This is a genomic window from Pseudomonas sp. BN411 (assembly GCF_029871235.1).
GTDB lineage: Bacteria > Pseudomonadota > Gammaproteobacteria > Pseudomonadales > Pseudomonadaceae > Metapseudomonas.
Map to the genome: position 1 here is coordinate 619,176 of NZ_SSOM01000073.1, position 24,786 is coordinate 643,961.

Here is a 24,786-nt window from a genome sequence, read left to right on the forward strand (position 1 = left end):
GGTCTCTGTAGGAGCGAGCTTGCTCGCGAATGGCGGGGCAGAGCTTCGCGAGCAAGCTCGCTCCTACGAAAAGCTGGAGTCTTCATCAGTCGATCACCCGTCCTTTCAGGGCGAAGAGACCCTGGGGTCGCTTCTGGATGAAGAGAATGATCAGCGCGAGGATGAGGATCTTGCCCAGCACGGCACCGATCGAAGGTTCCAGGATCTTGTTCGCCACACCGAGGCCGAAGGCGGCCATGACGCTACCGGCGAGCTGGCCGACGCCGCCCAGCACCACCACCAGGAACGAGTCGATGATGTAGCCCTGGCCAAGGTCCGGGCCGACGTTGCCGATCTGCGACAGGGCGACGCCGCCCAGGCCAGCGATGCCGGAGCCAAGGCCGAAGGCAAGCATGTCCACACGGCCGGTGGGCACGCCGCAGCAGGCGGCCATGTTGCGGTTCTGGGTGACGGCGCGGACGTTGAGGCCCAGGCGGGTCTTGTTCAGCAGCAGCCAGGTCAGGACCACTACGAACAGGGCGAAGCCGATGATCACGATGCGGTTGTAGGGCAGCACCAGGTTGGGCAGCACCTGCATCCCCCCGGAGAGCCAGGCGGGGTTGGCCACTTCGACGTTCTGCGCACCGAAGATCACCCGCACCAGCTGGATCAGGATCAGGCTGATGCCCCAGGTGGCCAGCAGGGTTTCCAGCGGACGGCCGTAGAGATGGCGGATCACCGTGCGCTCCAGCGCCATGCCCACCAGGGCCGTGACGAAGAAGGCCACCGGCAGCGCCACCAGCGGGTAGAGGGCGAGCATCTCCGGCGCCAATCGCTGGAAGCCGAGCTGCACCATGTAGGTGGTGTAGGCGCCGAGCATCAGCATCTCGCCGTGGGCCATGTTGATCACGCCGAGCAGGCCGAAAGTGATCGCCAGGCCGAGGGCTGCCAGCAGCAGGATGGAGCCGAGGGACAGGCCGCTGAAGGCCTGGCCAAGCAACTCGCCCACCAGCAGCCGGCGCTTGACCTGGGCCAGGCTGGTTTCGGCAGCGGTGCGTACCGCTGCGTCGGTTTCCACGGCCGGATCGAGCAGCGCTTCGAGGCGGGTACGCGCCAGTGGGTCGCCGGTTTCGCCGAGCAGGCGCACGGCATTGAGGCGGATGGCCGGATCGGGGTCGACCAGTTGCAGGTTGGCCAGGGCGAGGCTGATGGCGTCGCGCACGCCGGTATCTTCCTCCGCGACCATGCGCTGGTTGAGCAGCGGCAATTGCGCCGGCTTGGCGCTCTTCTGCAATTGCCGGGCGGCTTCCAGGCGTGCGGCGGGTTCGGCGGCGAGCAACTGGTGGCTGGCCTGGGCGGTGATCAGAAGGCCGCGCAGGCGATTGTTCAGGCGCAGCTTTTTCGGTGCACCGGCGGGGGATGCATCACCTTCGGCGGCAATGAAGGTGCCGTCCTGTTCGATGAAGGCGAGCTTGCTGTCGATGGCGAAGCGGCCTTGTTGCAGGGCGTCCAGCAGCGGCTGGCGCGCGGCGTCGGGCTCGGTGGCCCAGTGTTCCAGCAGCTTCGCCTGTTGCGCCGGGTTGGCGGCGGCGAAGTCGTTGGCGTCGCCGGCCAGGGCTTCCAGAGGGAGCAGCAGGGCCAGGGCGAGGATGAGTTGGGAGAGGGCAGATGGCATTCGATGGTCCTGGTTCATAGCGCGGAAAGAGGACTGTGCCGGCTGACACATCCCTCACCCCCGGCCCCTCTCCCAGGGGGAGAGGGGTGACGTCGTACCGGGCGCCGTGCTTCCCCGAGGACTCCGAACAGTTCCCCTCTCCCTCCGGGAGAGGGGCTAGGGGTGAGGGGAGTCAGGGGCAGCACGGTTCTCCGGAAGCTCAGTTCGTCTTCACCGCGTAATCCGGCTTCTTGTCATTGCCTGGAATGAAGGGGCTCCACGGCTGGGCGCGCAGGGGGCCTTCGGTCTGCCAGACCACGGAGAACTGACCGTCTTCCTGGATCTCGCCGATCATCACCGGCTTGTGCAGGTGGTGGTTGGTCTTGTCCATGGTCAGGGTGTAGCCGGACGGCGCGGCGAAGGACTGGCCGGCCAGGGCTTCGCGGACCTTGTTCACATCGGTGGTGCCGGCTTTCTCCACGGCCTGGGCCCACATGTGGATGCCGACGTAAGTGGCTTCCATCGGGTCGTTGGTCACTGCGGTCTGGTAGTTGGGCAGGTTCTTGGCCTTGGCGTAGGCCTTCCACTGCTCGACGAACTTGCCGTTGACGGGGTTATCCACAGACTCGAAGTAGTTCCAGGCGGCCAGGTGGCCCACCAGCGGCTTGGTGTCGATGCCGCGCAGTTCTTCCTCGCCCACCGAGAAGGCCACCACTGGCACGTCGGTGGCCTCCAGGCCCTGGTTGGCCAGTTCCTTGTAGAAGGGCACGTTGGAGTCGCCGTTGACGGTGGAGATCACCGCGGTCTTGCCGCCGGCGGAGAACTTCTTGATGTTGGCGACGATGGTTTGGTAGTCGCTGTGGCCGAAGGGGGTGTAGACCTCTTCGATGTCCTTGTCGGCGATGCCTTTGCTGTGCAGGAAGCTGCGCAGGATCTTGTTGGTGGTGCGCGGGTAGACGTAGTCGGTGCCCATCAGGAAGAAGCGCTTGGCGCTGCCGCCGTCTTCGCTCATCAGGTATTCCACCGCCGGGATGGCCTGCTGGTTCGGTGCGGCGCCGGTGTAGAAGACGTTGGGCGAGAGTTCTTCACCCTCGTATTGCACCGGGTAGAACAGCAGGCCGTTCAGCTCCTCGAACACCGGCAGCACGGACTTGCGCGATACCGAGGTCCAGCAACCGAAGACCACATCCACCTTGTCCTTGGTCAGCAGCTGGCGGGCCTTTTCGGCGAACAGCGGCCAGTTGGACGCCGGGTCCACCACCACCGGTTCGAGCTGCTTGCCGTTCACGCCGCCCTTGGCGTTGATCTCGTCGATGGTCATCAGCGCCATGTCTTTCAGCGACGTCTCGGAGATCGCCATGGTGCCGGAGAGGGAGTGCAGGATGCCGACCTTGATGGTCTCGGCCGCCTGGAGAGTCCAGGACATGCCCATGGCGGCGATGGATGCGGAAAGGGTGAAGGCCTTGATCAGGCTGCGACGTTGCATGGGTCGATCTCCGTTCTTATCCAAGTTTTCGAATAACTGCGTTGTTCTGCGTTCTTGTCAGGGCAGTTTTCAAAGGGGCTTCCTCGTCACCCTTGGTCTGGCTGCGGTCTCTGCCGAGCGCTGTGCAACATGTGCAGGGTGATCTTGCGTACTTCGGCCTTGCTGGTTTCGATATGGGTCCTCAGCAATTGCTGTGCCTCTTCGCATCGACGACCGGCGATGGCCTGGAGAATTACCGTGTGTTCGGCGTAGGTGGCGTCGATGCGTGGCGCCTGGGTGAAGTCCAGGCTGCGGATGATGCGGATCTTTTCGCTGACTTCGCGGTGGATTCGGGCCATCTCGCGGTTGCCGGCCGCTTCCACCAACTGGCAGTGGAAATCCTCGTCCAGGCGCGACACCTCGAAGCCGTCGTCCGGTCGCGGTTGCACCATCCAGGTGCGACCGAGCTGTTGCAGTGCTTCGGGTTGCTCCTCGGTAGGGCGGGTGCAGTGGCGACGTACCGCCTCCAGTTCGAGGACGATGCGCAGCTCGTACAGCTCCTCGAAGTGATCGAAGTCGAAGGCCTTCACCTGCCAGCCGCTGCGAAAGCGCACCTCCAGGTAGCCCTCGCGTTCCAGGCGATGCAGGGCCTGGCGCACTGGCGTGCGGCTGGCGGCCATACGCTCGGCCACGTCGCCTTCGCTGAAGCGGTCGCCGGGCAGCAGGCGGAATTTGCTGATGTCCTCCTTGAGCCGGGCGTAGATGCGCCCGGCCAGGCTGTCGGGGCGTTCCGGGCGCGTGCTGCGCGGGCTGGCGAGCTCCATGGCGTCAGCGCACCTGGCTGGCAATGAAGGCGCGCCAACCACCGAAGGCGGTGATGTCGCGGGCGCCTTCCAGTGCGTAGGGCTCGCAGATGAAACCCTTCACCCAGCGTCCATCGGCCAGCTGCAGGTTGCCGATGCCGAGCGGCGGGGGGATTTCGGCGACGAACTCGCCGAAGCGGGCCTGTGGGACGTCCCAGAGTTCGACGATCAGCTCGGCGCCGTCCTGGTTGCGGGCCAGCCCCGGCTTGGGTGGCACGGTGCCGGGCAGGGCGAACAGGCGATAGTCGCTGGCGGTGCGGGTTTCTTCCACCAGCACTGCATTGCGGCTGGTGAGCTGGAAGTTCAGCGGCATACCAGTGAGGTGCGCGCCGACCACCGCGACGCGCACGCAACCCGGTGCCTGCGCGGCGGCTGGCTGGGTCGGCAGTGCGCGGCTGGTGGCGCCAAGGGGCAGGTCGAGGCTGGCTTGCCAGCGTTTGCCGAAGCTGGCCAGGGCGGCGTCGTGCCAGGCCGGGGCGAGCAGGGTGATGCCGGCGGGCAGGCCGTCTGCGCGGAACCCTGCGGGCAGTGCCAGGGCGCTGAGGTCGGCGAAGTTGGTGAAGTTCGTATAGGTGCCGAACTGGGCGTTGAACAGCACCGGTTCCTCGGCCATCTCGGCGATGCGGCGGATGGTCGGCGAAGTGGGCACCACCAGTGCGTCGAAGGGCGCCAGGGCGTCGTTGATACGTCGTGCCAGTTCGGCGCGCAGGTACTCGGCGCGGTAGGCGTCGCAGGCGCTGTAGTTCGGGCCGTTGTCGAGGATGCCGCGTACCACCGGGTCCATGGCTTCGGGTTGGTCGGTGAAGATCGCCCCGGCCGCCACGGTGCGTTCCGCCACCCAGGGGCCCTGGTAGAGCTGCGCCGCCAGTTGGCGGAAGGGGCTGAAGTCGATCGGGGTGACTTCGGCACCGAGCGCGCGGAGCCTGTCCAGCGCGGCTTCGAAGACGGTACGGGTCTGCTCGTCGCCGAAGAACTCCAGTGTGTCCGGCACCGCCAGTTTCGGTTTGGCGGCCATGCCCACCGGAGCACTGTTGGGATTCTGCCGGGAGTAAGGATCGAGGGCGTCGTAGCCGCCACTGATGCCTGCCACGGTTTCGGCGTCGGCCACGGTCAGGGCGAACACCGAGATGCAGTCGATGGTGCGGCAGGCCGGCACCAGACCGGTCGTGGACAGCCAACCCTTGGTGGGTTTCAGGCCGACGATGTTGTTGAAACCGGCGGGTACCCGGCCCGAGCCGGCAGTGTCGGTGCCGAGGGCGAAGGGCACCAGGCCACGGGCGACCACCGAGGCGGAGCCGGAGCTGGAGCCGCCGCTGACGTAGTCCGGGTCGAAGGCATTGGGTACGGCGCCATAGGGGGAACGCGTGCCCACCAGGCCGGTGGCGAACTGGTCGAGGTTGGTCTTGCCGATCAGGATCGCGCCAGCCGCGCGCAGGTGGGCGACCACGGTGGCGTCTTCGGCAGCTTCATAGGCGAAGGCCGGGCAGGCGGCGGTGGTGGTCCAGCCGGCGGCGTCGATGTTGTCCTTGATGGCGAAGGGCACGCCGTAGAGGGGCAGACGCTCCCGCTGGCCTTCGGCGGCATCCAGCAGGGCCGACAGTTCGGTGAGCTGGGCGTCTAGCTGTTCGGTGCTGGCCAGGCTGATCCAGGCGTTGTCGTCCACGTCGAGGCGCCGGAGCAGGGCGTGCAACAGGTCGGTGGGTTGCAGCTGGTCGCGATAGGCCTGTTGCCAGTCGGCGAGGGTGAAGGCGATCGGGGCGTCGGACATGCTCTGGAGTTCCATCTTGTATCCAAGTTGGAATTCCCTTGAGCAAGGGCGGTGCCAGGTTCCGGAAAGGCGCGTGGTTACTGGCGTCGGGCTGGAAGAATCGGGATTTTCCCAGGCATTGGGCGCACCGCGCTGGGGCGCACGAGGGCGCAAGGGGCACTGGCTGGTGCAATGTGCTGTTCGTAGGACGGCGGGCGGCGTTCCGCTGGAGCGCAGCGATACCCATCGACCACGGCCCGCATGGGTTTCGTACCTCAACCCATCCTACGGGGCTGCACTGGAGCGCACGGAGCTACAGCACCAGGTAATTCTTCACCCCGGTGAAGATGATCTGCGCAGCCAGGGCGCAGACGAACAGGCCCATCAGGCGGCTGACGATCTGCAGGCCCTGATCGCCGAGGATGCGTTCGATGCGATCGGAGAGGTAGAGGATGGCGCCCACGGTGGCGGCGGCGATGGCGATGGCGATAAGGGCGGTGAGCTTGTCCGCCCACTGCACGTGTCCGGCGCCCATGACCAGCATGGCGCCGATGGTGCCTGGGCCGACGGTGAGCGGGATGGTCAGCGGCACGATGGTGACGTCCTGCTGCACGTTGTCCGCCTGCACCGCCGGTTTTCCCTGGGCCATGCCCAGGGCGGAGATGAACAGCACGGTGCCGGCGCCGATGCGGAAGGCGTCGATGGTGATGCCGAAGACATTGAAGATGGCCTGGCCGAACAGGTAGAGCAGGGCACTGGCGATCAAGGTGCCCAGGGCGACTTTCCAGGCGAGCTTCTTGCGCTCCTTCACCGTGTAGCCACGGGTCAGGCTGATGAAGCAGGAGAGCACGAAGAAGGGGCTGTAGAGCACCAGCATCTTCAGGTAAAGACTGGAAAGGCTTTCGAGCATGGGGGCATCCGTTCGTGACTGCGAGGGCCGCTGATGAGTGTAGAGGCTGCCCTGCCATTGGGCGCACAACTATAACCGCGCCAAGGTCGTCGGCTAACCTGATTCAACCGGGTTGTTTCGTCGCGCAGGGAGCCGTTGATGGCGCACATGAGCTTCACTCCCAACCTGCAACGTCACCTCGACGTCCCTGAACTGGACGTCGCGGCGGCCACCGTGGCCGAGGCGCTGGAAGCCGCCTTCGTCGCCAATCCGCGCCTGCGCAGCTACCTGCTGGATGACCAGGGCCGCCTGCGCCGTCATGTGGCGATCTTCGTCGACGCCCAGCAAGTCAGCGACCGTCGCCGCCACACTGACCCGGTGGGGCCGGCCAGCGACATCTTCGTTGTCCAGGCGCTGTCCGGCGGTTGAGCCGGCACAAGGAGAATCACCATGAGCCGATGCATCCATGTGGCAAGCCGCAAGGGGCTGCTGCGTTTCGAGCCCGAGGGCGACGGCTGGCGCCTGGTGCGCCAGGACTTTCTTGGCGAACCCGTGAGCATGCTGCTGGCCGACCCGCGTGACGGCCACCTCTATGCCGCCCTGAACCTGGGCCATTTCGGCCCCAAGTTGTGGCGCTCGGCGGACGCCGGGCAGAACTGGACGGAAGTGGCCGCCCCGGCCTTCGCCCCGGCAGCGGAGGGCGAGGAAGGGCCCTCCGTGGAGATGATCTGGTGCCTGGAACCGGGGGGTGCCGATCAGCCCGGAGTGCTCTGGGCGGGCACCATTCCCGGCGGCCTGTTCAAGTCCCGCGACCGGGGCAGTTCCTGGGAGCTGGTGGACAGCCTCTGGCAGCGCCCGGAGCGGGTCAACTGGTTCGGCGGCGGTTATGACCAGCCGGGCATCCACTCCATCTGCGTCGACCCGCGCAACAGCCGGCACCTGACCCTGGCGGTGTCCTGCGGCGGCATCTGGCACAGCGAGGACGAAGGCGCCAGCTGGAACCACCGAACCCGTGGCATGCGCGCTGCCTACATGCCGCCGGAACGCGCCGAAGACCCGGACATCCAGGACCCGCACCGCATGGTGGCCTGCCCGGCAGGCCCAGAGCGACTCTGGGTGCAGCATCACAGCGGCATTTTCGTCAGTTCCGATCGCGGCTTGAACTGGCGGGAGATCGAGCAGGCCGGTCCCTCTACCTTCGGTTTCGCGGTGGCGGTGCATCCGTCCGACCCGGACTGCGCCTGGTTCGTGCCGGCGGTGAAGGATGAATGCCGCGTGCCCACCGATCAGCGCCTGCGGGTCACCCGTACCCGCGATGGTGGCAAGCGTTTCGATGTTCTGGAGCAGGGGCTGCCGCAGCAGCTCTGCTACGACCTGGTGTATCGCCACGGGCTGGACGTGGATGGCAGCGGGCAGTGCCTGGCAATGGGCTCCACCACAGGGCATCTGTGGATATCCGAGGACCAGGGGGACAGCTGGAAGCTGGTGGCGGGGCATTTGCCGCCGATTTTTGCGGTGAGGTGGGGGTAGCGGGGCCGGTCAGAGGCCCCTTGGAAGATTTGAAGGGCGAACCTGCGGTTCGCATAGCGATTGAAATCGCCCCCACAGGGTGGGCTTCAGCCCACCATCAAGGCTGGAGAACCGTCAGCTATGCATCGCGTGGCGGTCGCGCATTTCCTTCTCGGCCACCCAGTACTCGATCAGTTCGCGCAGTTGCGAGAGTTCCACCGGCTTGGCCATGTGGCCGTCCATGCCGGCGAGGCGGGCGCGTTCCTTGTGTTCGCTGAGGATGTGGGCGGTCAGGGCGACTACCGGGGTGCGCGGGCGCTGCTCCAGGTTTTCCCAATTGCGCAGCATCTCGGTGGCGGTGAAGCCGTCCAGTACCGGCATTTCGCAGTCCATCAGCACCAGGTCGTAGTGCTGGTTCTTCATCGCGCTCAGGGCTTCCTCGCCGTTGCTGGCAGTATCCGGCTCAAGATTGAGCTTGCTCAGCATGCCGCGGATGACCTTGGTGGAAATGCTGTTGTCCTCGGCCACCAGGATGCGGAAGTCGCTGGGTACATGCAGCGGTTCGCTGACCTGCGAGCCCGGCAGGGAGATGGCGCCGCCGTCCTTGCGCTGGTTGAGCTCGTCCGCCAGCGTGGTCTTCAGCGTGTAGCCCGCCACCGGCTTGGCGAGGATGCGCTTGATGCCGGCGTTGCGCGCGATGATCTTGCTCGGCGCGTTGCTGATGCCGGTGAGCATGATGATCAGGATGTCGTGGCTGAGGCTGGGGTCTTCCTTGATCTTGGCCGCCAGCTGCATGCCGGTCATGCCGGGCATGTCCTGGTCCAGCAGGACCACGTCGAAATACTCGCGCAGGTGCGCCTTGGTGCGCAGCAGGGCCAGGGCCTCCTTGCCGGAAGGCACGGCGCTGACCTGCAGGCCCCAGGCGCTGCACTGCTGCACCAGCACCTTGCGGCAAGTGTCGTTGTCGTCCACCACCAGCAGGCGGGCGCCTTCCAGCGGGCTGTCGAGGTCGGCGGTGGGGCGTATCAGGTGCTGGGCGTCCAACGGCAGGGTCAACCAGAGTGTGCTGCCCTGGCCGGAGCCGCTCTGGATGCCGAACTCGCCGTTCATCAGGCGTACCAGCTGGCGAGCGATGACCAGACCCAGGCGGCCGCCGAGCTTGGAGGTGGCGAGGAAGTCGCTGCTCTGCAGTTCTGCGTTGAGCAGCGCCTCGCGTTCGCTGGCGTCCAGGGGCCGGCCGCTGTCCTGCACGGCGATGCGCAGGCGCGGCTGGGGGGCGCTGTTGTCCAGGGCCACCACCAGGAGGATTTCACCTTCGTCGGTCTGCTTGAAGGCGTTGTCCAGCAGGCTGAGGAGAATCTGCCGCAGGCGGGTGGGGTCGCCGCTGACGACGCGGGGAACCTGGGGCTGCATGAAGCTGATGAGCTCGACCCGCTGCTGCTCGGCCTTGGCGCGGAAGATGTCGAGGCAGTCGTCGATCAGGGCATTGAGGTCGAACTGCACGTCGTCCAGCTCGATCTGCCCGGATTCCAGCTTCGAAATGTCGAGGATCTCGTTGATCAGGGTGAGCAGTTCGTTGCCGGAGCTGTGGATGGTCTGCACGTAGTCGCGCTGCTTGGCCGACAGCGGGGTGCCCAGGAGCAGCTCGGTCATGCCCAGCACGCCGTTCATCGGGGTGCGGATCTCGTGGCTGATCTTGGCGAGGAACTCACCCTTGGCCTTGAGTTCGGCGGAACTGGCTGCCAGGGCGCGGCTGGCGCTGAAGGCTTCGTGCTGGAGGCGTCGCTGGCGTTCGCTCAGGGCCATGCTGAGGAACACGCCGCTGATGGTGGAAATCGCCAGCAGGGCGTAGGCCAGCCAGTCGGACTGCATGTGCCAGTAACCGAACAGGGCCGGCAGGGCGCCGAGGATGGCGATGCAGAACACGCCCAGGGCCAGGCTGAACAGCCGCGCCGGACGATAGCCATGGCGCCAGTGGACGATGGCGAGGGCGAACATGCTGAGGCTGGCGATGGCGGCCAGTACGTAGACCAGCTGATTGAACTGCAGCTCGGTGATGATCAGCAGCAGGATCGCGGTCAGGCCGATCATCACGATCTCGCCCAGCAGCAGGCCGGTGAGCGGCGTGCTCGGGCAGACCTTGTGGAAGAAGCTGACGGTGAAGGCCAGGGCGCAGACCATGGCGGTCAGCATGGCCAGGTTGGCGATCTGCGGCTGCGCGCTCTGCCAGTCGCCCAGCCAGGGTGAGCTGATGCCCAACAGGCTGATGCCGGTGACCATCAGGCCGCTCTGTGCGGCGGCGAGCCAGAGGCTGACGGCGGCGCGTGAGTACGCGTAGCGCATCAGGTTGTAATAGATCAGCATGCCGAGGCCGCCGAGCAGCAGGCCGAAGAGCAGCGGACGGGTGTCGTCGGCGGCCATCAGTGCAGCGGATTGCAGCGTCACGGTGGGGCGCAGGGCGTGTTCCGAGGCCATGCGCAGGTAGAGGTCGAGGGGCTCCTGCTGGACGGGCAGGGGCAGAAGGAAATCGCGGCTGGGCAGCGGGCGTTCGCTGAAGGGCAGGCGGCTGCCGGTGCGGGTATGGGCTACCAGTTCGTCGCCCTTGAGGACGTAGAGGTCGAGGTAGGCCAGGTAGGGGGCGAAGACCCGCAGCAATTGCTCGTGCTGGCCGGGCGGAAGCTGGTAGTGCAGCCACAGGGCGCTGTTGCCGCCGGGGGTGTAGAGCTGGTCGAGGTCGATCGGGGCGAACTGGGAAAGGGCTTGCTGAGTGCGGATCTCCTGCAACTGCAGGTTGGCACTGGGATCGAGCAGCATGCTCCATTGCCGCTGCTCGGCCGCCTGGGCGGGCAGCAGATAAATCAGGGCCAGCATCAGACTGGCGATCAATCCTGTGGCAATCCTGAGCCGGGGCACGGTCGAGGTCCCTTCGTGGGTGAGTGGCCGGATTATAGACAAGGCCTTCTCGGGCGGAATATGACCAAGGCGGCCATCGGGCCGCCTTGGTGAGCACTATTTATTGACTTCTTACCCTTCGCCGCGTTCCCGGGCAATGGCCCGGTAGCCGATGTCCTTGCGGTAGAAGCAGCCGTTCCAGCGGATCTTCTCCGCCAGGCGATAGGCCTGCTGCTGCGCGTCGGACACGCTGGCGCCGATGGCAGTGGCGCAGAGCACGCGGCCGCCAGCGGTGACGATATTGCCGTCCTTCTGCGCGGTACCGGCGTGGAACACCTTGCCGTCCAGGGCAGCGGCGTCGGCCAGGCCCTCGATCACGTCACCCTTGGCGTAGTCGCCCGGGTAGCCGCCAGCGGCCAGCACCACGCCTACGGTGGGGCGCGGGTCCCAGGTGGCTTCGACCTTGTCCAGGGCCTTGGCCAGGGCGGCCTCGACCAGCAGGACCAGGGAGCTTTCCAGGCGCACCATGATCGGTTGGGTTTCCGGGTCGCCGAAGCGGCAGTTGAACTCGATGACCTTGGGCGCGCCGCTCTTGTCGATCATCAGGCCGGCGTAGAGGAAGCCGGTGTAGACGTTGCCTTCCTCGGCCATGCCGCGCACGGTCGGGTAGATGACTTCGTCCATCACGCGCTGGTGCACGTCGGCGGTGACCACCGGAGCCGGGGAGTAGGCGCCCATGCCGCCGGTATTCGGACCGGTATCGCCATCGCCGACGCGCTTGTGGTCCTGGCTGGTGGCCATGGGCAGCACGTTCTTGCCGTCGACCATGACGATGAAGCTGGCTTCTTCGCCATCGAGGAATTCCTCGATCACAACGCGCGAACCGGCGTCACCGAAGGCGTTGCCGGCGAGCATGTCGCGCACGGCGTCTTCGGCCTCGGCCAGGGTCATGGCGACGATCACGCCCTTGCCCGCCGCCAGGCCGTCGGCCTTGATCACGATGGGGGCGCCTTTCTCGCGCAGGTAGGCCAGTGCAGGCTCAACCTCGGTGAAGTTCTGGTAGTCGGCGGTGGGAATCTTGTGGCGGGCCAGGAAGTCCTTGGTGAAGGCCTTGGAGCCTTCCAGCTGGGCGGCGCCGGCGGTGGGGCCGAAGATATCCAGGCCGCGCGAGCGGAACAGGTCGACCACGCCTTTCACCAGCGGCGCTTCCGGGCCAACGATGGTGAGCTGGACGTTCTTGGCGGCGAAGTCGGCCAGTTGTTCCAGGGCCAGCACGTCGATGGCGACGTTTTCGCACTTGGCTTCGGTCGCGGTGCCGGCGTTGCCCGGCGCGACGAAGACCTTCTCGACGCGCGGGTCCTGGGCCACTTTCCAGGCCAGGGCGTGTTCACGACCGCCGCTGCCGATGATGAGTACGTTCATGGGACTCTCCTGATCTGTTCTGGTCGATGCCAGATTGTTGGGTATCGCTTCGCTCGCGGAGCGCCGCCCGACCCAACCTACGAATTCTTCTCGACTCGGAGCCGAGGTTGCGATCGGGCTGGTAGATGCAAGGCGCCCGGCCCTTCACCCAGCGGAGTTGCCTTCTGGCAATGAGCATGAGGGAAGGGCCGGGCAACGCCGCAGATGCCTGTCCGAGTGCGGCCGTATCCGCTTAGTGGCGGAAGTGGCGCATGCCGGTGAACACCATCGCGATGCCTGCTTCATCGGCGGCGGCGATGACTTCGTTGTCACGCATGGAACCACCCGGCTGGATCACGGCGGTGATGCCGGCCTTGGCCGCGTTGTCGATGCCGTCGCGGAAGGGGAAGAAGGCGTCGGAAGCCATGACCGCCCCTTTCACTTCCAGACCAGCATGCTCGGCCTTGATGGCGGCGATTCGGGCAGAGTTCACGCGGCTCATCTGGCCGGCACCGACACCAACGGTCTGACGGTTCTTGGCGTAGACGATGGCGTTGGATTTGACGAACTTGGCCACTTTCCAGGCGAAGATCAGGTCGTGGATTTCCTGCTCGCTCGGGGCGCGCTGGGTCACGATCTTCAGGTCTTCAGCCTTGATCATGCCGATGTCGCGGCTCTGTACCAGCAGGCCGCCATTGACGCGCTTGAAGTCCCAGCCAGCAGCGCGTTCGGCCGGCCATTCGCCGCATTCCAGCAGGCGGACGTTGGCTTTGGCGGCGACCACTTCGCGGGCGGCGGCGGAGATTTTCGGGGCGATGATGACTTCGACGAACTGGCGCTCGACGATGGCCTTGGCGGTTTCGCCGTCCAGCTCGCGGTTGAAGGCGATGATGCCGCCGAAGGCGGATTCGGTGTCGGTGGCGTAGGCCAGGTCGTAGGCCTTGCGGATGCCGCCTTCATTTTCCGGTACTACGGCCACACCGCAGGGGTTGGCGTGCTTGACGATGACGCAGGCCGGCTTGATGAAGCTCTTCACGCACTCCAGCGCGGCGTCGGTGTCGGCCACGTTGTTGAAGGAGAGTTCCTTGCCCTGCAGTTGCACGGCGGTGGAGACGCTGGCCTCGCCCTTCTTCGCTTCCACGTAGAACGCCGCGCTCTGGTGCGGGTTCTCGCCGTAGCGCATTTCCTGGGCCTTGACGAACTGGCTGTTGAAGGTGCGCGGGAAGGCGCCACGGTCTTCAGTGGACAGGGTGTCGCGCGCCTGGTCGATGGTGCCCAGGTAGTTGGCGATCATGCCGTCGTAGGCGGAGGTGTGCTCGAACGCCTTGAGGGCCAGGTCGAAACGCTGGGCGTAGGTCAGGCCGCCGGCCTTCAGGCCTTCGAGGACGCTGGCGTAGTCGCTGGCGTTGACGACGATGGCGACGTCCTTGTGGTTCTTCGCTGCGCTGCGGACCATGGTCGGGCCGCCGATGTCGATGTTCTCGATCGCGTTCGGCAGGTCGCAGTCAGGCTTGGCGACGGTGGCTTCGAAGGGGTAGAGGTTGACCGCAACCAGGTCGATCGGCTTGATGCCGTGCTGTTCCATGACCGCGCCGTCGAGGTCGCGACGACCGAGGATGCCCCCGTGGATCTTCGGGTGCAGGGTCTTCACGCGGCCGTCCATCATTTCCGGGAAACCGGTGTAGTCAGCGACTTCCACGGCAGCGATGGCGTTGTCCTTGAGCAGCTTGTAGGTGCCGCCGGTGGAAAGGATTTCCACGCCAAGGGCAGCCAGTTCACGGGCGAATTCGACGATGCCGGTCTTGTCGGAGACGCTGATCAGGGCGCGGCGTACGGGAAGGCGGGTGGTCTGGTCGGTCATTTCGGAACCATTCGAGTGGGAGAGGGTTAAGCGGTCAGGCCTGAAACTGAAAGCCGGAAGCGTGATCGTCGGGGTTTTCCCGCTTCAGGCTTCCGGCTTCCAGCTCCCGCCCGTCAAAGCAGGTCGTATTGCTTGAGCTTCTTGCGCAGCGTGCCCCGGTTGAGGCCGAGCATTTCGGAAGCCTTGGTCTGGTTACCCTTGACGTAATTCATCACGGATTCCAGCAGCGGCGCCTCCACTTCGGAAAGCACCAGGTTGTACACGTCCGTGACGGAGGCGCCCTCAAGATGGGCGAAATAGTTGTGCAGTGCCTTCTCGACGCTGCCGCGAAGGGTCTGGCCCTCAGCGGTCGGCGCCGTCAGGTGCTGTTTCAGGTTGGCGTTGTCGCTCACGGGTGTTGCCCCATCAAAAAAATTCTCGGTCATCGTCGTCATGCGGCCTTTTCCCCTTCGTTATGACGCTCGGCGAAGAACTCCCGAACGTTGGCGCACTGCGCGTCCGTGGACTCCAAACGATTGAACTTGGCGCGAAACTCCCTGGCGCCCGGCAGGGTTGCCAGATACCAGCCGACATGCTTGCGGGCGATGCGAACGCCCATCTCGTCGCCGTAGAAGGCGTGCAATGCGGCCAGGTGCTCCAGCAGTATCTGTTCCACTTCGATCAAGCCTGGTGCCGGCAGTAGTTCACCGGTCGCCAGGTAATGCGCGATCTCGCGGAAAATCCAGGGTCGCCCCTGGGCCGCTCGACCGATCAGCAGGGCATCGGCGCCGGTGGCGTCGAGAACCTGCTTGGCTTTCTGTGGCGAATCGATATCGCCGTTGGCAAAGACCGGAATGGACACCGCCTGCTTGATCGCAGCGATGGTGTCGTACTCGGCTTCGCCGGTGTACAGGTCGGCGCGGGTCCGGCCGTGGACGGCCAGGGCCTGGATACCGGCCTGTTCGGCGATCTTCGCCACATTGATGCCGTTCCTGTTCGATCGGTCCCAACCGGTGCGGATCTTCAGGGTGACGGGTACATCGACGGCCTTGACCACGGCGTGGAGGATGTCGGCCACCAGGGCTTCGTCCTTCATCAGCGCCGAGCCGGCGGCCTTGTTGCAGACCTTCTTCGCCGGGCAGCCCATGTTGATGTCGATGATCTGTGCACCGAGTTCGACATTGGCCCTGGCCGCTTCCGCCAGCATCTCCGGATCACCACCGGCTATCTGGACGGAGCGGGGCTCCGGATCCCCCTCGTGGAGCAGGCGCAGCCGCGACTTGCGGCTGTTCCACAGGCGCACGTCACTGGTGACCATCTCCGATACCACCAGGCCGGCGCCGAGGCGGCGGCAAAGCTGACGGAACGGCTGGTCGGTCACACCCGCCATGGGGGCGAGGATCACCTGATTGGGCAAGGCATATGGGCCAATGCTAACCGCCGACATGGGTCTTCCCTGTTTGGGGCCTGTGCTCTGTTGACTGCCAGGGTCAATACGGAAGCGGGCTGCACCTGGTTTTGTCAGTGCTCGCCGACGTTCTGCAAGGAACCTGAGGGAGTTCGAAAAAGGGTGGGCATGATACCCGCTCTCGATGACTGGATAAAGGCTGTTTTGAACAAATTCTGAACAGCCCCATACTTATCGCCGGGAGTTAGCGGTGGGCTGGAAGCGCCGGAATCCGGCGCTTTCGGCTCATTCTGGGGAGTGGAAGCTGAGGCTGTAGTTCACGGCCTTGGTGCCCGGGTCGAGGATGTCCAGGCTGATGTGGATGGGGGTTTGCGGCGGCATTTCCGCCTGTCCGGCCAGCTCGCCGGAGAGGTACTCGCCCGGCTTGAAGCGGCGACTGGCCAGCAGCTGGCCGTTGATGTCGGCGAAGCGCAGTTCCAGCAGCGGGAACGGCTGGGAGAAGGCCGCGCGGTTGTAGAGGATGGCGTCCACCACCAGGGCGCCGGAGAACTCGGGATGGCTACGCACCACGAGGTTGCTGCTCTTGATCAGCTCGATGTCCACCTTGGAGGGCATCTGGCAGCCGATTTCCGGGCAGATCTGCTGGAACCAGGGGCGGTACTGGTCTTGCCTGGCCAGTTCAGCGAAGTGGTACCAGACGTACTGGCCGGTCAGGGCCAGGACGGCGAACAGGTTCAGCAGCGTCCAGCCGATCCAGCGGCCCCAGGGGCGCTTGTGTTCCTGCCAGTCCAGCTGCAGCGGCTCTTCGTTGAGCTCGAGCAGGCCGTCGTCGCGCAAGCCGGGCTCGCTGCGCTGGGGCTGCAGGCGCGCCGGCTCGGCGGCCTGCGGTTCGTCCTGGTCGTCGTCGAAGTCGTCACGCAGGTCTTCCGGCTCGTCGTCGCGGGCGGAGCCCAGGCTGAAGTCCGGGCCCGGTTCGTCTTCCACCAGGTCCATGGACAGGCGCGGTTCGGTGCGCGGCGCCGGCGTGGACTTGGGCGGTTCGGCCGGGGTACGGCTGACCGGCTCGGCAACGGGTTCGGCGCGCAGCTCGAGGTCGGGCTCCGGTTCCGCATCCGCATCAGCGGTCATGGGAGGCGTGCGTTCCTCGGTTTCCAGCAGGGCTTCGGCCCAGCCTTCGTCATGGCGCGGTTCCGGTTGCGCCTCGTTGCGCGCCGGTGCGCCCGGGCCGAGCAGGTCCCGGGACAGGCGTTGCTCTTCCTGCTCCAGCTTGGCCAGTTCTTCGTCCAGGTCGAGGCTGTCGAGATCCAGATCGTCGTGGATCCACAGGGTCTCGCTGCCGGCCGGTTGGGCCGGCGGCTTGGCTTGTGCTGCAACCGGCTGCTTGAGCACGGTGGCGACACTGGGTACCGGGGCTGCAGATGCCGCTGGAGCGGCCGGTGCCTGCGGTGCTGCCGGCTTGGGTGTCGGGGCGGTTGCGGCGGCGGGTGCCTTGGGTTTGGGAGATGCCGGAGCGGCCGCCTGGCCCTGGGACTCCAGCAACTGCTGCGCTGCATTGAATACATGCAGGCAGGCACCGCAGCGCACGGCGCCGTGGGCCACTGCCAGCTGGGCGCGGCTGACGCGGAAACTGGTCTGGCAATGCGGGCACTGGGTGACGAAGCTGTCGGTCATGCGGCGATCCGGTCGAAACGAAAGGCTATTTTACTCGATCTGCTGGAAATCAGCGGCGCACGCCACTGATGCGTACCCAGCCGTCCTTCTCTGCAGTGGGATCGAGATCGAAAGCGTCAGCGTAGGCGGCGCGCACTTCCTCGGCCTGCTCGGCAAGGATGCCGGACAGCGCCAGGCGTCCACCCGGCGCCACCAGGCTGGTGATCTGCGGGGCCAACGACACCAGCGGGCCGGCGAGGATGTTCGCTACCACCACTTCGGCGGGTTTGGCAGGCAGGTCGGCGGGGAGGTAGACCGGGAAGCGCGCCGGGTCGATGCCGTTGCGCGAGGCGTTGTCACGGGAGGCTTCCAGGGCCTGCGGGTCGATATCGGTACCGACAGCCTGGCGCGCGCCCAGCAGCAGCGCGGCAATGGCGAGGATGCCCGAGCCGCAGCCGAAATCCAGTACCTCGCAACCGTCCAGTGCCTGGCCGTCCAGCCATTCCAGGCAGAGGGCGGTGGTCGGGTGGGTGCCGGTGCCAAAGGCAAGGCCCGGGTCCAGCAGCAGGTTCACCGCATCCGGCTCGGGGGCATCGTGCCAGCTCGGGACGATCCACAGGCGGCGGCCGAAGCGCATGGGCTGGAAGTTGTCCATCCAGCTGCGTTCCCAGTCCTGGTCTTCGATGCGTTCGATCTGGTGCGTCGGCAGCGCGCCGCCGGTCAGCAGTTCCAGGTGCGCCACCAGGGCGGTTTCGTCGGTATCGGCCTCGAACAGGGCGAGCAGGTGGGTGTGGGACCACAGCGGGGTGGTGCCCAGGTCCGGCTCGAAGATCGGCTGGTCTTCGGCGTCCATGAAGGTTACCGAGACGGCGCCCACTTCCAGCAGGGCGTCCTCGTAGGTTTCGGCCTGTTCCGGGGTGATGGCGAGTCGAACTTGTAACCAGGGCATGGCGGGACCTCTTGAAAATTCAGCGTGCACATTCGGCAGGCGCGCAAGCTTACTTGAGCACAGGCCGGAAAAACACAAGGGCCGCCATGTGGCAGCCCCTGTGTCGTGGATCAGGCACTGGCGATCAGTGCTTGTCCATGCCGAGTTTCTTTTCCAGGTAGTGGATGTTGATCCCACCCTTGCAGAAACCCTTGTCGCGAGTGAGGTTGCGGTGCAGCGGGATGTTGGTCTTGATCCCATCGACGACGATCTCGTCCAGCGCATTGCGCATGCGCGCCATGGCTTCGTCACGGTCCTTGCCGTAGGTGATCAGCTTGCCGATCAGCGAGTCGTAGTTCGGCGGAACCGCGTAGCCGCTGTACAGGTGCGAATCGACGCGAACGCCGTTGCCGCCCGGTGCGTGGAAGTAGTTCACCTTGCCGGGGCAGGGCATGAAGTTGTCCGGGTCTTCGGCGTTGATCCGGCATTCCAGCGCATGGCCACGGATGACCACGTCTTCCTGCTTGATCGACAGCTTGTTGCCGGCGGCGATGCTGAGCATTTCCTTGACGATGTCGATACCGGTGACCATTTCGGTAACCGGGTGCTCCACCTGCACGCGAGTGTTCATCTCGATGAAGTAGAAGCGGCCGTTCTCGTAAAGGAACTCGAAGGTGCCGGCGCCGCGGTAGCCGATTTCAACACAGGCCTGGACGCAGCGGTCCAGCACTTCGGCGCGGGCCTTCTCGTCGATACCGGGGGCTGGGGCTTCTTCCAGTACCTTCTGGTGACGGCGCTGCAGGGAGCAGTCGCGGTCGCCCAGGTGGATGGCGTTACCCTGGCCGTCGGACAGTACCTGGACTTCGACGTGACGCGGGTTGGTGAGGAACTTCTCCAGGTAGACCATGGAGTTGCCGAACGCTGCACCGGCTTCGGTGCGGGTCAGCTTGGCCGACTTGATCAGCTCTTCTTCCTCGAAGACCACGCGCATGCCGCGACCACCACCGCCACCGGCGGCCTTGATGATCACCGGGTAACCCACTTCGCGGGCGATGGCCAGTGCGGTTTCCTCGTCCTCCGGCAGCGGGCCGTCGGAGCCCGGCACGGTCGGTACGCCGGAACGCTTCATGGCGTCCTTGGCGGAAACCTTGTCACCCATCAGGCGAATGGTGTCCGCTTTCGGGCCGATGAAGGCGAAGCCGGATTTCTCCACCTGTTCGGCGAAGTCGGCGTTCTCGGCGAGGAAGCCGTAGCCCGGGTGGATCGCAGTCGCGCCGGTCAGTTCGGCAGCGCTGATGATCGCCGGGATGCTCAGGTAGGACTGGGCGGCCGAAGCCGGGCCGATGCAGACGGTCTCGTCGGCCAGGGACAGGTGCATCAGCTCACGGTCGGCCGTGGAGTGCACCGCCACCGTCTTGATGCCCAGCTCCTTGCAGGCGCGCAGGATGCGCAGGGCAATCTCGCCACGGTTGGCGATCAGGACTTTTTCCAACATCGCAGGCTCTCCGCGGTTCAGACGATGGTGAACAGCGGCTGGTCGTATTCAACCGGCTGACCGTTTTCCACCAGGATGGATTCGATCACGCCGCTGGCCTCGGCCTCGATGTGGTTCATCATCTTCATGGCTTCAACGATGCAGAGGATGTCGCCTTTCTTCACGCTCTGGCCGACTTCAACGAAGGCAGCAGTAGTCGGGGACGGCGAGCGGTAGAAGGTGCCGACCATCGGCGAACGCACGACATTGCCGTTCAGCTTCGGAGCTGCGGGGGCAGCGGCTTCAGCGGCAGCAGCCGGGGCAGCGGCAACCGGGGCGGCCATCGGCACGGGGGCGGCGGCGTAGATCGGTTGGGCGGCCATGGCCTTGTTGCTGTGACGGCTGATGCGCACGGACTCTTCGCCCTCGCGGATCTCCAGTTCGTCGATACCGGATTCTTCCAGCAGTTCGATCAGCTTTTTGACTTTACGGATATCCATTAATCATCAACTCCCAAGGGTGAGGTCAGGGGCGTTCAAGGTGTTCTAGCGCCGCGTCCAGGGCCAGGCGGTAGCCGGTGGCACCCAGACCGCAGATCACTCCCACGGCAACGTCGGAAAAGTAGGAGTGATGGCGAAAAGGTTCTCGTTTGTGCACGTTGGACAGGTGCACTTCGATGAATGGGATGCTCACTGCGAGCATCGCGTCACGTAGGGCGACACTTGTATGCGTGAAAGCAGCAGGATTGATGATGATGAAGTCCACTCCTTCACCACGGGCCGCATGAATCCGGTCGATCAGTTCGTACTCGGCATTGCTCTGCAGGTACATCAGGTGATGGCCGGCCTCGCGAGCGCGGCGCTCCAGGTCCTGGTTGATCTCCGCCAGTGTGGTGGCCCCGTATTTGTCGGGTTCGCGGGTGCCCAGCAGGTTGAGGTTGGGACCGTGCAGGACGAGCAGGGTGGCCATGCTGATTGTTCCTTATTGGAGGCCAGGCGGCACTATGCCGGATAGCTGAAATGGCTGTCCAGTTGTCGACAATAGCCGACAAGATGCCCGGTGTTTACGGCAAATATATGACGTTACATGCATCAGCGCGATGCGTTCGCCTGTTGCAGACGAGCGGCGAAGGCCTTGGCATCGATTTCACCTACGACACGCAGTTCGGCCAATTCGTCACCCTTGCCATCGAAGAACAGGATGGCCGGCGGTCCGAACAGCTTGTAGCGATCGAGCAGGGCGCGTTGCTCCGCGTTGCTCTCGGTCATGTCGAAACGGATCAGGTGGTAGCCGCCGAGCTGCGAGGTGACCTCCGGTGCGATAAGGACTTCACGCTCGATGACCTTGCAACTAATGCACCAGTCGGCATACCAGTCCAGCAGCAGGGGCTGGCCAGCGCTCTTGGCTGCGGCGAGGGCACCGGTGAGTTCCGCCGGTGTCTTGATGGTTTGCCACTCGCCCGTGGCCGGGGAGACGGACGGCGCACCAACCAGGTGCGTGCGGCCCAGCGGGCGCAACGGGTCCGATTCGCCCTGGAGGGCGCCGGCCCAGGCGGCCACGGCATAAACCAGCAGGACCAGGCCGCCCAATTGCGCGAGGCGTTCGCGCGGGGCCTTGGGGGTGAATTCCAGCGCGCCGAGGAACAGCGCCACACCACCGGCCAGCAGGCCCCAGAGGCCAAGGGCCAGCGGGCCGGGCAGGACGCGTTCGAGCATCCACACCGCCACGGCCAGCAGCAGCACGCCGAAGGCGTTGCGCACGGCGACCATCCAGTGGCCGGCCTTGGGCAGCAGCGCGCCGCCGCCAGTGGCGAAGAGCACCAGGGGGGCGCCCATGCCCAGGCCAAGGGCGAAGAGCTTCAGGCCGCCGCCCAGGGCATCGCCGCTGGCACTGATATAGAGCAGGGCGCCGGCCAGCGGTGCGGAAACGCAGGGGGATACCAGCAGGCTGGAGACCACGCCGAGCAGGGCCGCGCTCCAGATCGAGCCGCCCTTGGTGCTACCGGCCAGGGTATCCAGCGGACCGCTGATGAAGCGCGGCAGGCGCAATTCATAGAGGCCGAACATGGCCAGGGCGAAGGCGGTGAAGAAGGCCGCGAAGGGCACCAGTACCCAGGGCGACTGCAGGCGCGCCTGGAGATTGAGTTCGGCGCCGAACACGCCCATCAGCGCCCCCAGCAGGGCGAAGCAGGCGGCCATTGGCAGCACGTAGGCCAGCGACAGCACCAGCCCCCGGCTGCCGCCCGCCTGGCCACGCAGCACCACGCCGGAAAGGATCGGCAGCATGGGCAGCACGCAGGGGGTGAAGGTCAGGCCGAGGCCGGCGAGGAAGAACAGCGCCAGCTCGTGCCAGCTCCAGGCCTTGCCGGCGGCGCCGCTGTCGACATCACTGCCGCCGCTACCGGCGGCAGCCGCAGTCAGCTTGATCACCTCGGTTTCCGGCGGATAGCACAGGCCCTTGTCGGCGCAGCCCTGGTAGGTCACCCGCAGCTCGGCCGGCGCCTTGCGTGCCGGGTCCACCGGCAGGTCGACGTCCGTTACGCCGTAATACACCTCGACATCGCCGAAGTACTCGTCGGTCTTGTGCTTGCCGGCGGGCAGCACGGGCTGGCCCAGGCCGCTGTCGGCAGGCTCGGCGCGGAACTGGAAACGATGGCGGTAGAGGTAGTAGCCCTCGGCGTTGGTGAAACGCAGCTTCACCGACGTGGGCGTGCTTTCTACCAGGCTGAGGCGGAAGGCCTCGCGCACGGGCAGGAAATCGGCACTGTTATTGAGGGAGGCGCCCAGGGTAGGGTTCGGGCGGTTATCCAGCAGCCCTGCGGTGGCGGGCAGGGCCACCAGCAGCAGGATCAGGCTCAGCAGGCGGCGCATGGAGGTCTCTTGGGCAGAAAATGCCCGCATCATAACGGACCTCGACGCGTTCCTGCAGGTTCCGGGCTGTAAGCGGTTTTGTCCTCGGCGTGAAAGGTCGGCCGTCGGATTGTAGGAGCGAGCTTGCTCGCGAAGGCCGCGGTGCCAGTTGTTTCGCGAGCAAGCTCGCTCCTACAGAAAGGTCAGGCGCGACAATAGGTCGCGCCCTGGCTCAGACGCGGAAGGCCTTCACCGCCGTGTGCAGTTCTCCGCCCAGTTGCAGCAGGCGCTCGCCCTGGCTGCGGCTTTCGCCAATGCGCGCCAGGTTGTCGCCACCCAGCTGGTGGATCTGCTCACTGTGGTCGCGGATTTCGCTGACTGCGCCGCTCTGCTGGGCGGTGGCATCGGCGATGCGTTCGGCCATGCTGGCGATGGTGCGGATGGAACTGACCACCTCTATTAACGCGCCATCGGCGGCGGCGGCCTGTTCGGCACTGGCCTCGGCGTGCTCCACCTGGATGCGCATGGCTTCCACCGACTGCCGCGCCGCGTGCTGGAGACGGGCGATCAGTTGCTGGATCTCGGTGGTGGCGCCAGTGGTGCGTTGGGACAAGGAGCGCACTTCCTCGGCGACCACGGCAAAGCCGCGGCCCATTTCACCGGCGCGCGCCGCCTCGATGGCGGCGTTGAGCGCCAGCAGGTTGGTCTGTTCGGCGATGCCGCGGATCACCGTCAGCACCTTGTCGATGGTTTCGGTTTCTTCGGCCAGGCGTTCCACCGCCTGGGCGTTGTTCTGCACTTCGCCCACCAGTTGGTGCAGGCCGGCGAGGCTCTGGTCGATCACGCTCTGGCCCTGTTCCACGGCGAGTCCAGCATCGCGGCTGGCGTCGGCAGCCAGGCTGGCATCGCCAGCCACCTGCTGGATGGTGTTTTCCAGCTCGCCCAGGGCGTCGCGGATCTGTGCGGTGCCGCCGGCCTGGTATTCGGCGCCTGTGTGCAGGCCGTTGTTCAGTTCGGCCAGGGCGCTGCTGCTGCCGGCAACCTGCTCGGCGTGCAGGCGAATGGTGCCCACCAGCTCGCCCAGGTAATCGCGCAGGCGGTTGAGGGATTCCTCAATGCGACGCAGGTCGTGGATGTTGGAGCCGAGTGCGATGGGGCGGCTGAAGTCGCCGGCCGCCCAGGCGCCCAGGGCATTGACCAGGCGGCCGAGGACATTGGTCAGGCGGCGCTGGATGCGGTCGATGCACAGGGCGATCAGCAGGATCAGGCCGATCATCAGGCCCTGCATCACGCGAACCTCGGCCTGGATGCGGCCATGTTCGGCGCGCACTTGGGGCTCCAGGGCGGCCAGCGCGCCTTGCAGGGCGTCCACCCGCTGGGCGGTGGCCTTGGCCAGCTCGGCGCGGCGCTGGATCAGTTCGCGGGTGCGTGCCAGCTCGCCCGGGTAGCGTTTGAGCAGGCCGCTCAATTCGCGCTTGAGGGCGATGCCACGGTCTTCCGTCTGGCTGGCTTCATTGCTGCTTTCCAGGCCCATCATGGCGGCGAAGTCGTCGGCGGCCGAGGTGCTGCTGTCGGCCACGCCGAGCAGGGGCAGTTGTTCCAGTCTGGTGCTGTCCTGGCCCAGGGCTTCGAGTTCGCGTTCGACGTCTGCGGCCAGTTCGTCGCGACCGCTTTCCACGAGCTTGGCGCGGGCCTGGCTGAGGCGATTGAGGTGCTGTGCGGCGGCGAACAGCGGGGCGCGGTACTCGGCGGTAGTCGGGGTATTGGCGGAGTCGGCGTATTGGGCGAGTTGGTCGAGGGAGCCGGCGATTTCCCGCTCGGCCTGGATCAGCAAGCCCTGGGGGTCGCCCGCCAGCTTGCCGGCCGCCAGCAGTTCGCCACGGGTGAATTCGCGCAGTTCGTTGAAGCTGGGCAGCAGCTCGTCGGAAAACTCGGTGGGAAGTTGGCCGAGGCGCTGCTCCAGGCTATCGATACCTTGGCTAGCGGCGCTGTGGCGCAAGGCGTCGCCACTGCCGAGATAGCCCTGGACGTTGTCCGCCACTTCGCTGCGGAAGCGCTGGGCCAGTTCGAGGTACTGCTCCATCAGTTGATACGGGCGCTCCAGTGCCCGTTGCGACCACCACAGCGTGGCCCCGAGCGCCAGGCACACGGTGACCAGCAGCAGGGTAATCAGGTTGGTGAGCAGTTTCAGGCGCATCGCGTCCACTTCGAACGGCTGAGGGGATGGCCAGATGATAT

General features: G+C 65.7%; 19 protein-coding genes. 2 read left to right on the plus strand and 17 right to left on the minus strand.

All coding sequences use genetic code 11. From position 1 onward, the window contains the following. Window positions 1-85: 85 nt before the first annotated feature. The 5 genes from urtB to E8F06_RS20800 all read right to left on the minus strand — a co-directional run bounded on the left by urtB (window position 86) and on the right by E8F06_RS20800 (window position 6,618). A complete protein-coding gene (urtB, locus tag E8F06_RS20780; protein WP_280370559.1) occupies window positions 86-1,654 on the minus strand; it encodes an urea ABC transporter permease subunit UrtB in 1,569 nt (522 codons plus the stop codon). 199 nt (window positions 1,655-1,853) lie between these two features. Next, on the minus strand, window positions 1,854-3,119 hold the full coding sequence (urtA, locus tag E8F06_RS20785) for an urea ABC transporter substrate-binding protein (RefSeq protein WP_280370560.1): 1,266 nt from the start codon (window positions 3,117-3,119) through the stop codon (window positions 1,854-1,856). 86 nt (window positions 3,120-3,205) lie between these two features. Continuing rightward, the gene (locus tag E8F06_RS20790) at window positions 3,206-3,922 is read right to left on the minus strand and encodes a GntR family transcriptional regulator (RefSeq protein ID WP_280370562.1); all 717 of its coding nucleotides are present in this window, start codon (window positions 3,920-3,922) and stop codon (window positions 3,206-3,208) included. Between the two features lie 4 nt (window positions 3,923-3,926). Continuing rightward, on the minus strand, window positions 3,927-5,729 hold the full coding sequence (gene atzF, locus E8F06_RS20795; RefSeq protein ID WP_280370564.1) for an allophanate hydrolase: 1,803 nt from the start codon (window positions 5,727-5,729) through the stop codon (window positions 3,927-3,929). A 292-nt stretch (window positions 5,730-6,021) separates the two neighbouring features. Further along, window positions 6,022-6,618 (minus strand): MarC family protein, encoded by a 597-nt coding sequence (locus tag E8F06_RS20800; protein WP_280370566.1) that lies wholly within the window; start codon window positions 6,616-6,618, stop codon window positions 6,022-6,024. 138 nt (window positions 6,619-6,756) lie between these two features. Between E8F06_RS20800 and E8F06_RS20805 the strand changes: the two genes are divergently transcribed. Together E8F06_RS20805 and E8F06_RS20810 are read left to right on the plus strand one after the other, a co-directional pair. Beyond that, entirely contained in the window at window positions 6,757-7,026 is a 270-nt protein-coding gene (locus E8F06_RS20805) for a MoaD/ThiS family protein (protein ID WP_280370568.1), read from the plus strand. A gap of 21 nt (window positions 7,027-7,047) precedes the next feature. Further along, window positions 7,048-8,127, plus strand: a complete 1,080-nt coding sequence (locus E8F06_RS20810) for an exo-alpha-sialidase (RefSeq protein ID WP_280370570.1) — start codon at window positions 7,048-7,050, stop codon at window positions 8,125-8,127. A gap of 114 nt (window positions 8,128-8,241) precedes the next feature. Here E8F06_RS20810 and E8F06_RS20815 read toward each other — a convergent pair whose 3' ends face one another. The 12 genes from E8F06_RS20815 to E8F06_RS20870 all read right to left on the minus strand — a co-directional run bounded on the left by E8F06_RS20815 (window position 8,242) and on the right by E8F06_RS20870 (window position 24,745). Further along, a complete protein-coding gene (locus E8F06_RS20815) occupies window positions 8,242-10,977 on the minus strand; it encodes a hybrid sensor histidine kinase/response regulator (protein ID WP_280370648.1) in 2,736 nt (911 codons plus the stop codon). 153 nt (window positions 10,978-11,130) lie between these two features. Continuing rightward, window positions 11,131-12,420 (minus strand): phosphoribosylamine--glycine ligase, encoded by a 1,290-nt coding sequence (gene purD, locus E8F06_RS20820; protein ID WP_280370572.1) that lies wholly within the window; start codon window positions 12,418-12,420, stop codon window positions 11,131-11,133. 232 nt (window positions 12,421-12,652) lie between these two features. Next, window positions 12,653-14,260, minus strand: a complete 1,608-nt coding sequence (purH, locus tag E8F06_RS20825; protein ID WP_280370574.1) for a bifunctional phosphoribosylaminoimidazolecarboxamide formyltransferase/IMP cyclohydrolase — start codon at window positions 14,258-14,260, stop codon at window positions 12,653-12,655. Between the two features lie 113 nt (window positions 14,261-14,373). Further along, window positions 14,374-14,694, minus strand: coding sequence for a DNA-binding transcriptional regulator Fis (gene fis / locus E8F06_RS20830; RefSeq protein WP_280370576.1), 321 nt, complete (start codon window positions 14,692-14,694; stop codon window positions 14,374-14,376). Further along, window positions 14,691-15,686 carry a tRNA dihydrouridine synthase DusB gene (gene dusB / locus E8F06_RS20835; RefSeq protein ID WP_280370578.1) on the minus strand — a complete coding sequence of 332 codons (996 nt, stop codon included), beginning with the start codon at window positions 15,684-15,686 and terminating at the stop codon, window positions 14,691-14,693. The genes fis and dusB overlap by 4 nt, the downstream gene beginning before the upstream one ends. Before the next feature lie 246 nt (window positions 15,687-15,932). Further along, window positions 15,933-17,318 carry a DUF3426 domain-containing protein gene (locus E8F06_RS20840; protein WP_280370580.1) on the minus strand — a complete coding sequence of 462 codons (1,386 nt, stop codon included), beginning with the start codon at window positions 17,316-17,318 and terminating at the stop codon, window positions 15,933-15,935. A 49-nt stretch (window positions 17,319-17,367) separates the two neighbouring features. Continuing rightward, window positions 17,368-18,246 (minus strand): 50S ribosomal protein L11 methyltransferase, encoded by an 879-nt coding sequence (gene prmA, locus E8F06_RS20845; RefSeq protein WP_280370582.1) that lies wholly within the window; start codon window positions 18,244-18,246, stop codon window positions 17,368-17,370. A gap of 124 nt (window positions 18,247-18,370) precedes the next feature. After that, window positions 18,371-19,720, minus strand: a complete 1,350-nt coding sequence (gene accC / locus E8F06_RS20850; RefSeq protein ID WP_280370584.1) for an acetyl-CoA carboxylase biotin carboxylase subunit — start codon at window positions 19,718-19,720, stop codon at window positions 18,371-18,373. Between the two features lie 17 nt (window positions 19,721-19,737). Continuing rightward, window positions 19,738-20,199, minus strand: a complete 462-nt coding sequence (gene accB / locus E8F06_RS20855) for an acetyl-CoA carboxylase biotin carboxyl carrier protein (protein WP_280370586.1) — start codon at window positions 20,197-20,199, stop codon at window positions 19,738-19,740. A 25-nt stretch (window positions 20,200-20,224) separates the two neighbouring features. After that, complete coding sequence (aroQ, locus tag E8F06_RS20860; RefSeq protein ID WP_151137447.1) at window positions 20,225-20,668, minus strand: type II 3-dehydroquinate dehydratase; 444 nt, start codon at window positions 20,666-20,668, stop codon at window positions 20,225-20,227. A gap of 122 nt (window positions 20,669-20,790) precedes the next feature. After that, window positions 20,791-22,569 carry a protein-disulfide reductase DsbD gene (locus tag E8F06_RS20865; RefSeq protein ID WP_280370588.1) on the minus strand — a complete coding sequence of 593 codons (1,779 nt, stop codon included), beginning with the start codon at window positions 22,567-22,569 and terminating at the stop codon, window positions 20,791-20,793. A gap of 211 nt (window positions 22,570-22,780) precedes the next feature. Further along, window positions 22,781-24,745 (minus strand): methyl-accepting chemotaxis protein, encoded by a 1,965-nt coding sequence (locus E8F06_RS20870; RefSeq protein WP_280370590.1) that lies wholly within the window; start codon window positions 24,743-24,745, stop codon window positions 22,781-22,783. Window positions 24,746-24,786 lie beyond the last annotated feature (41 nt).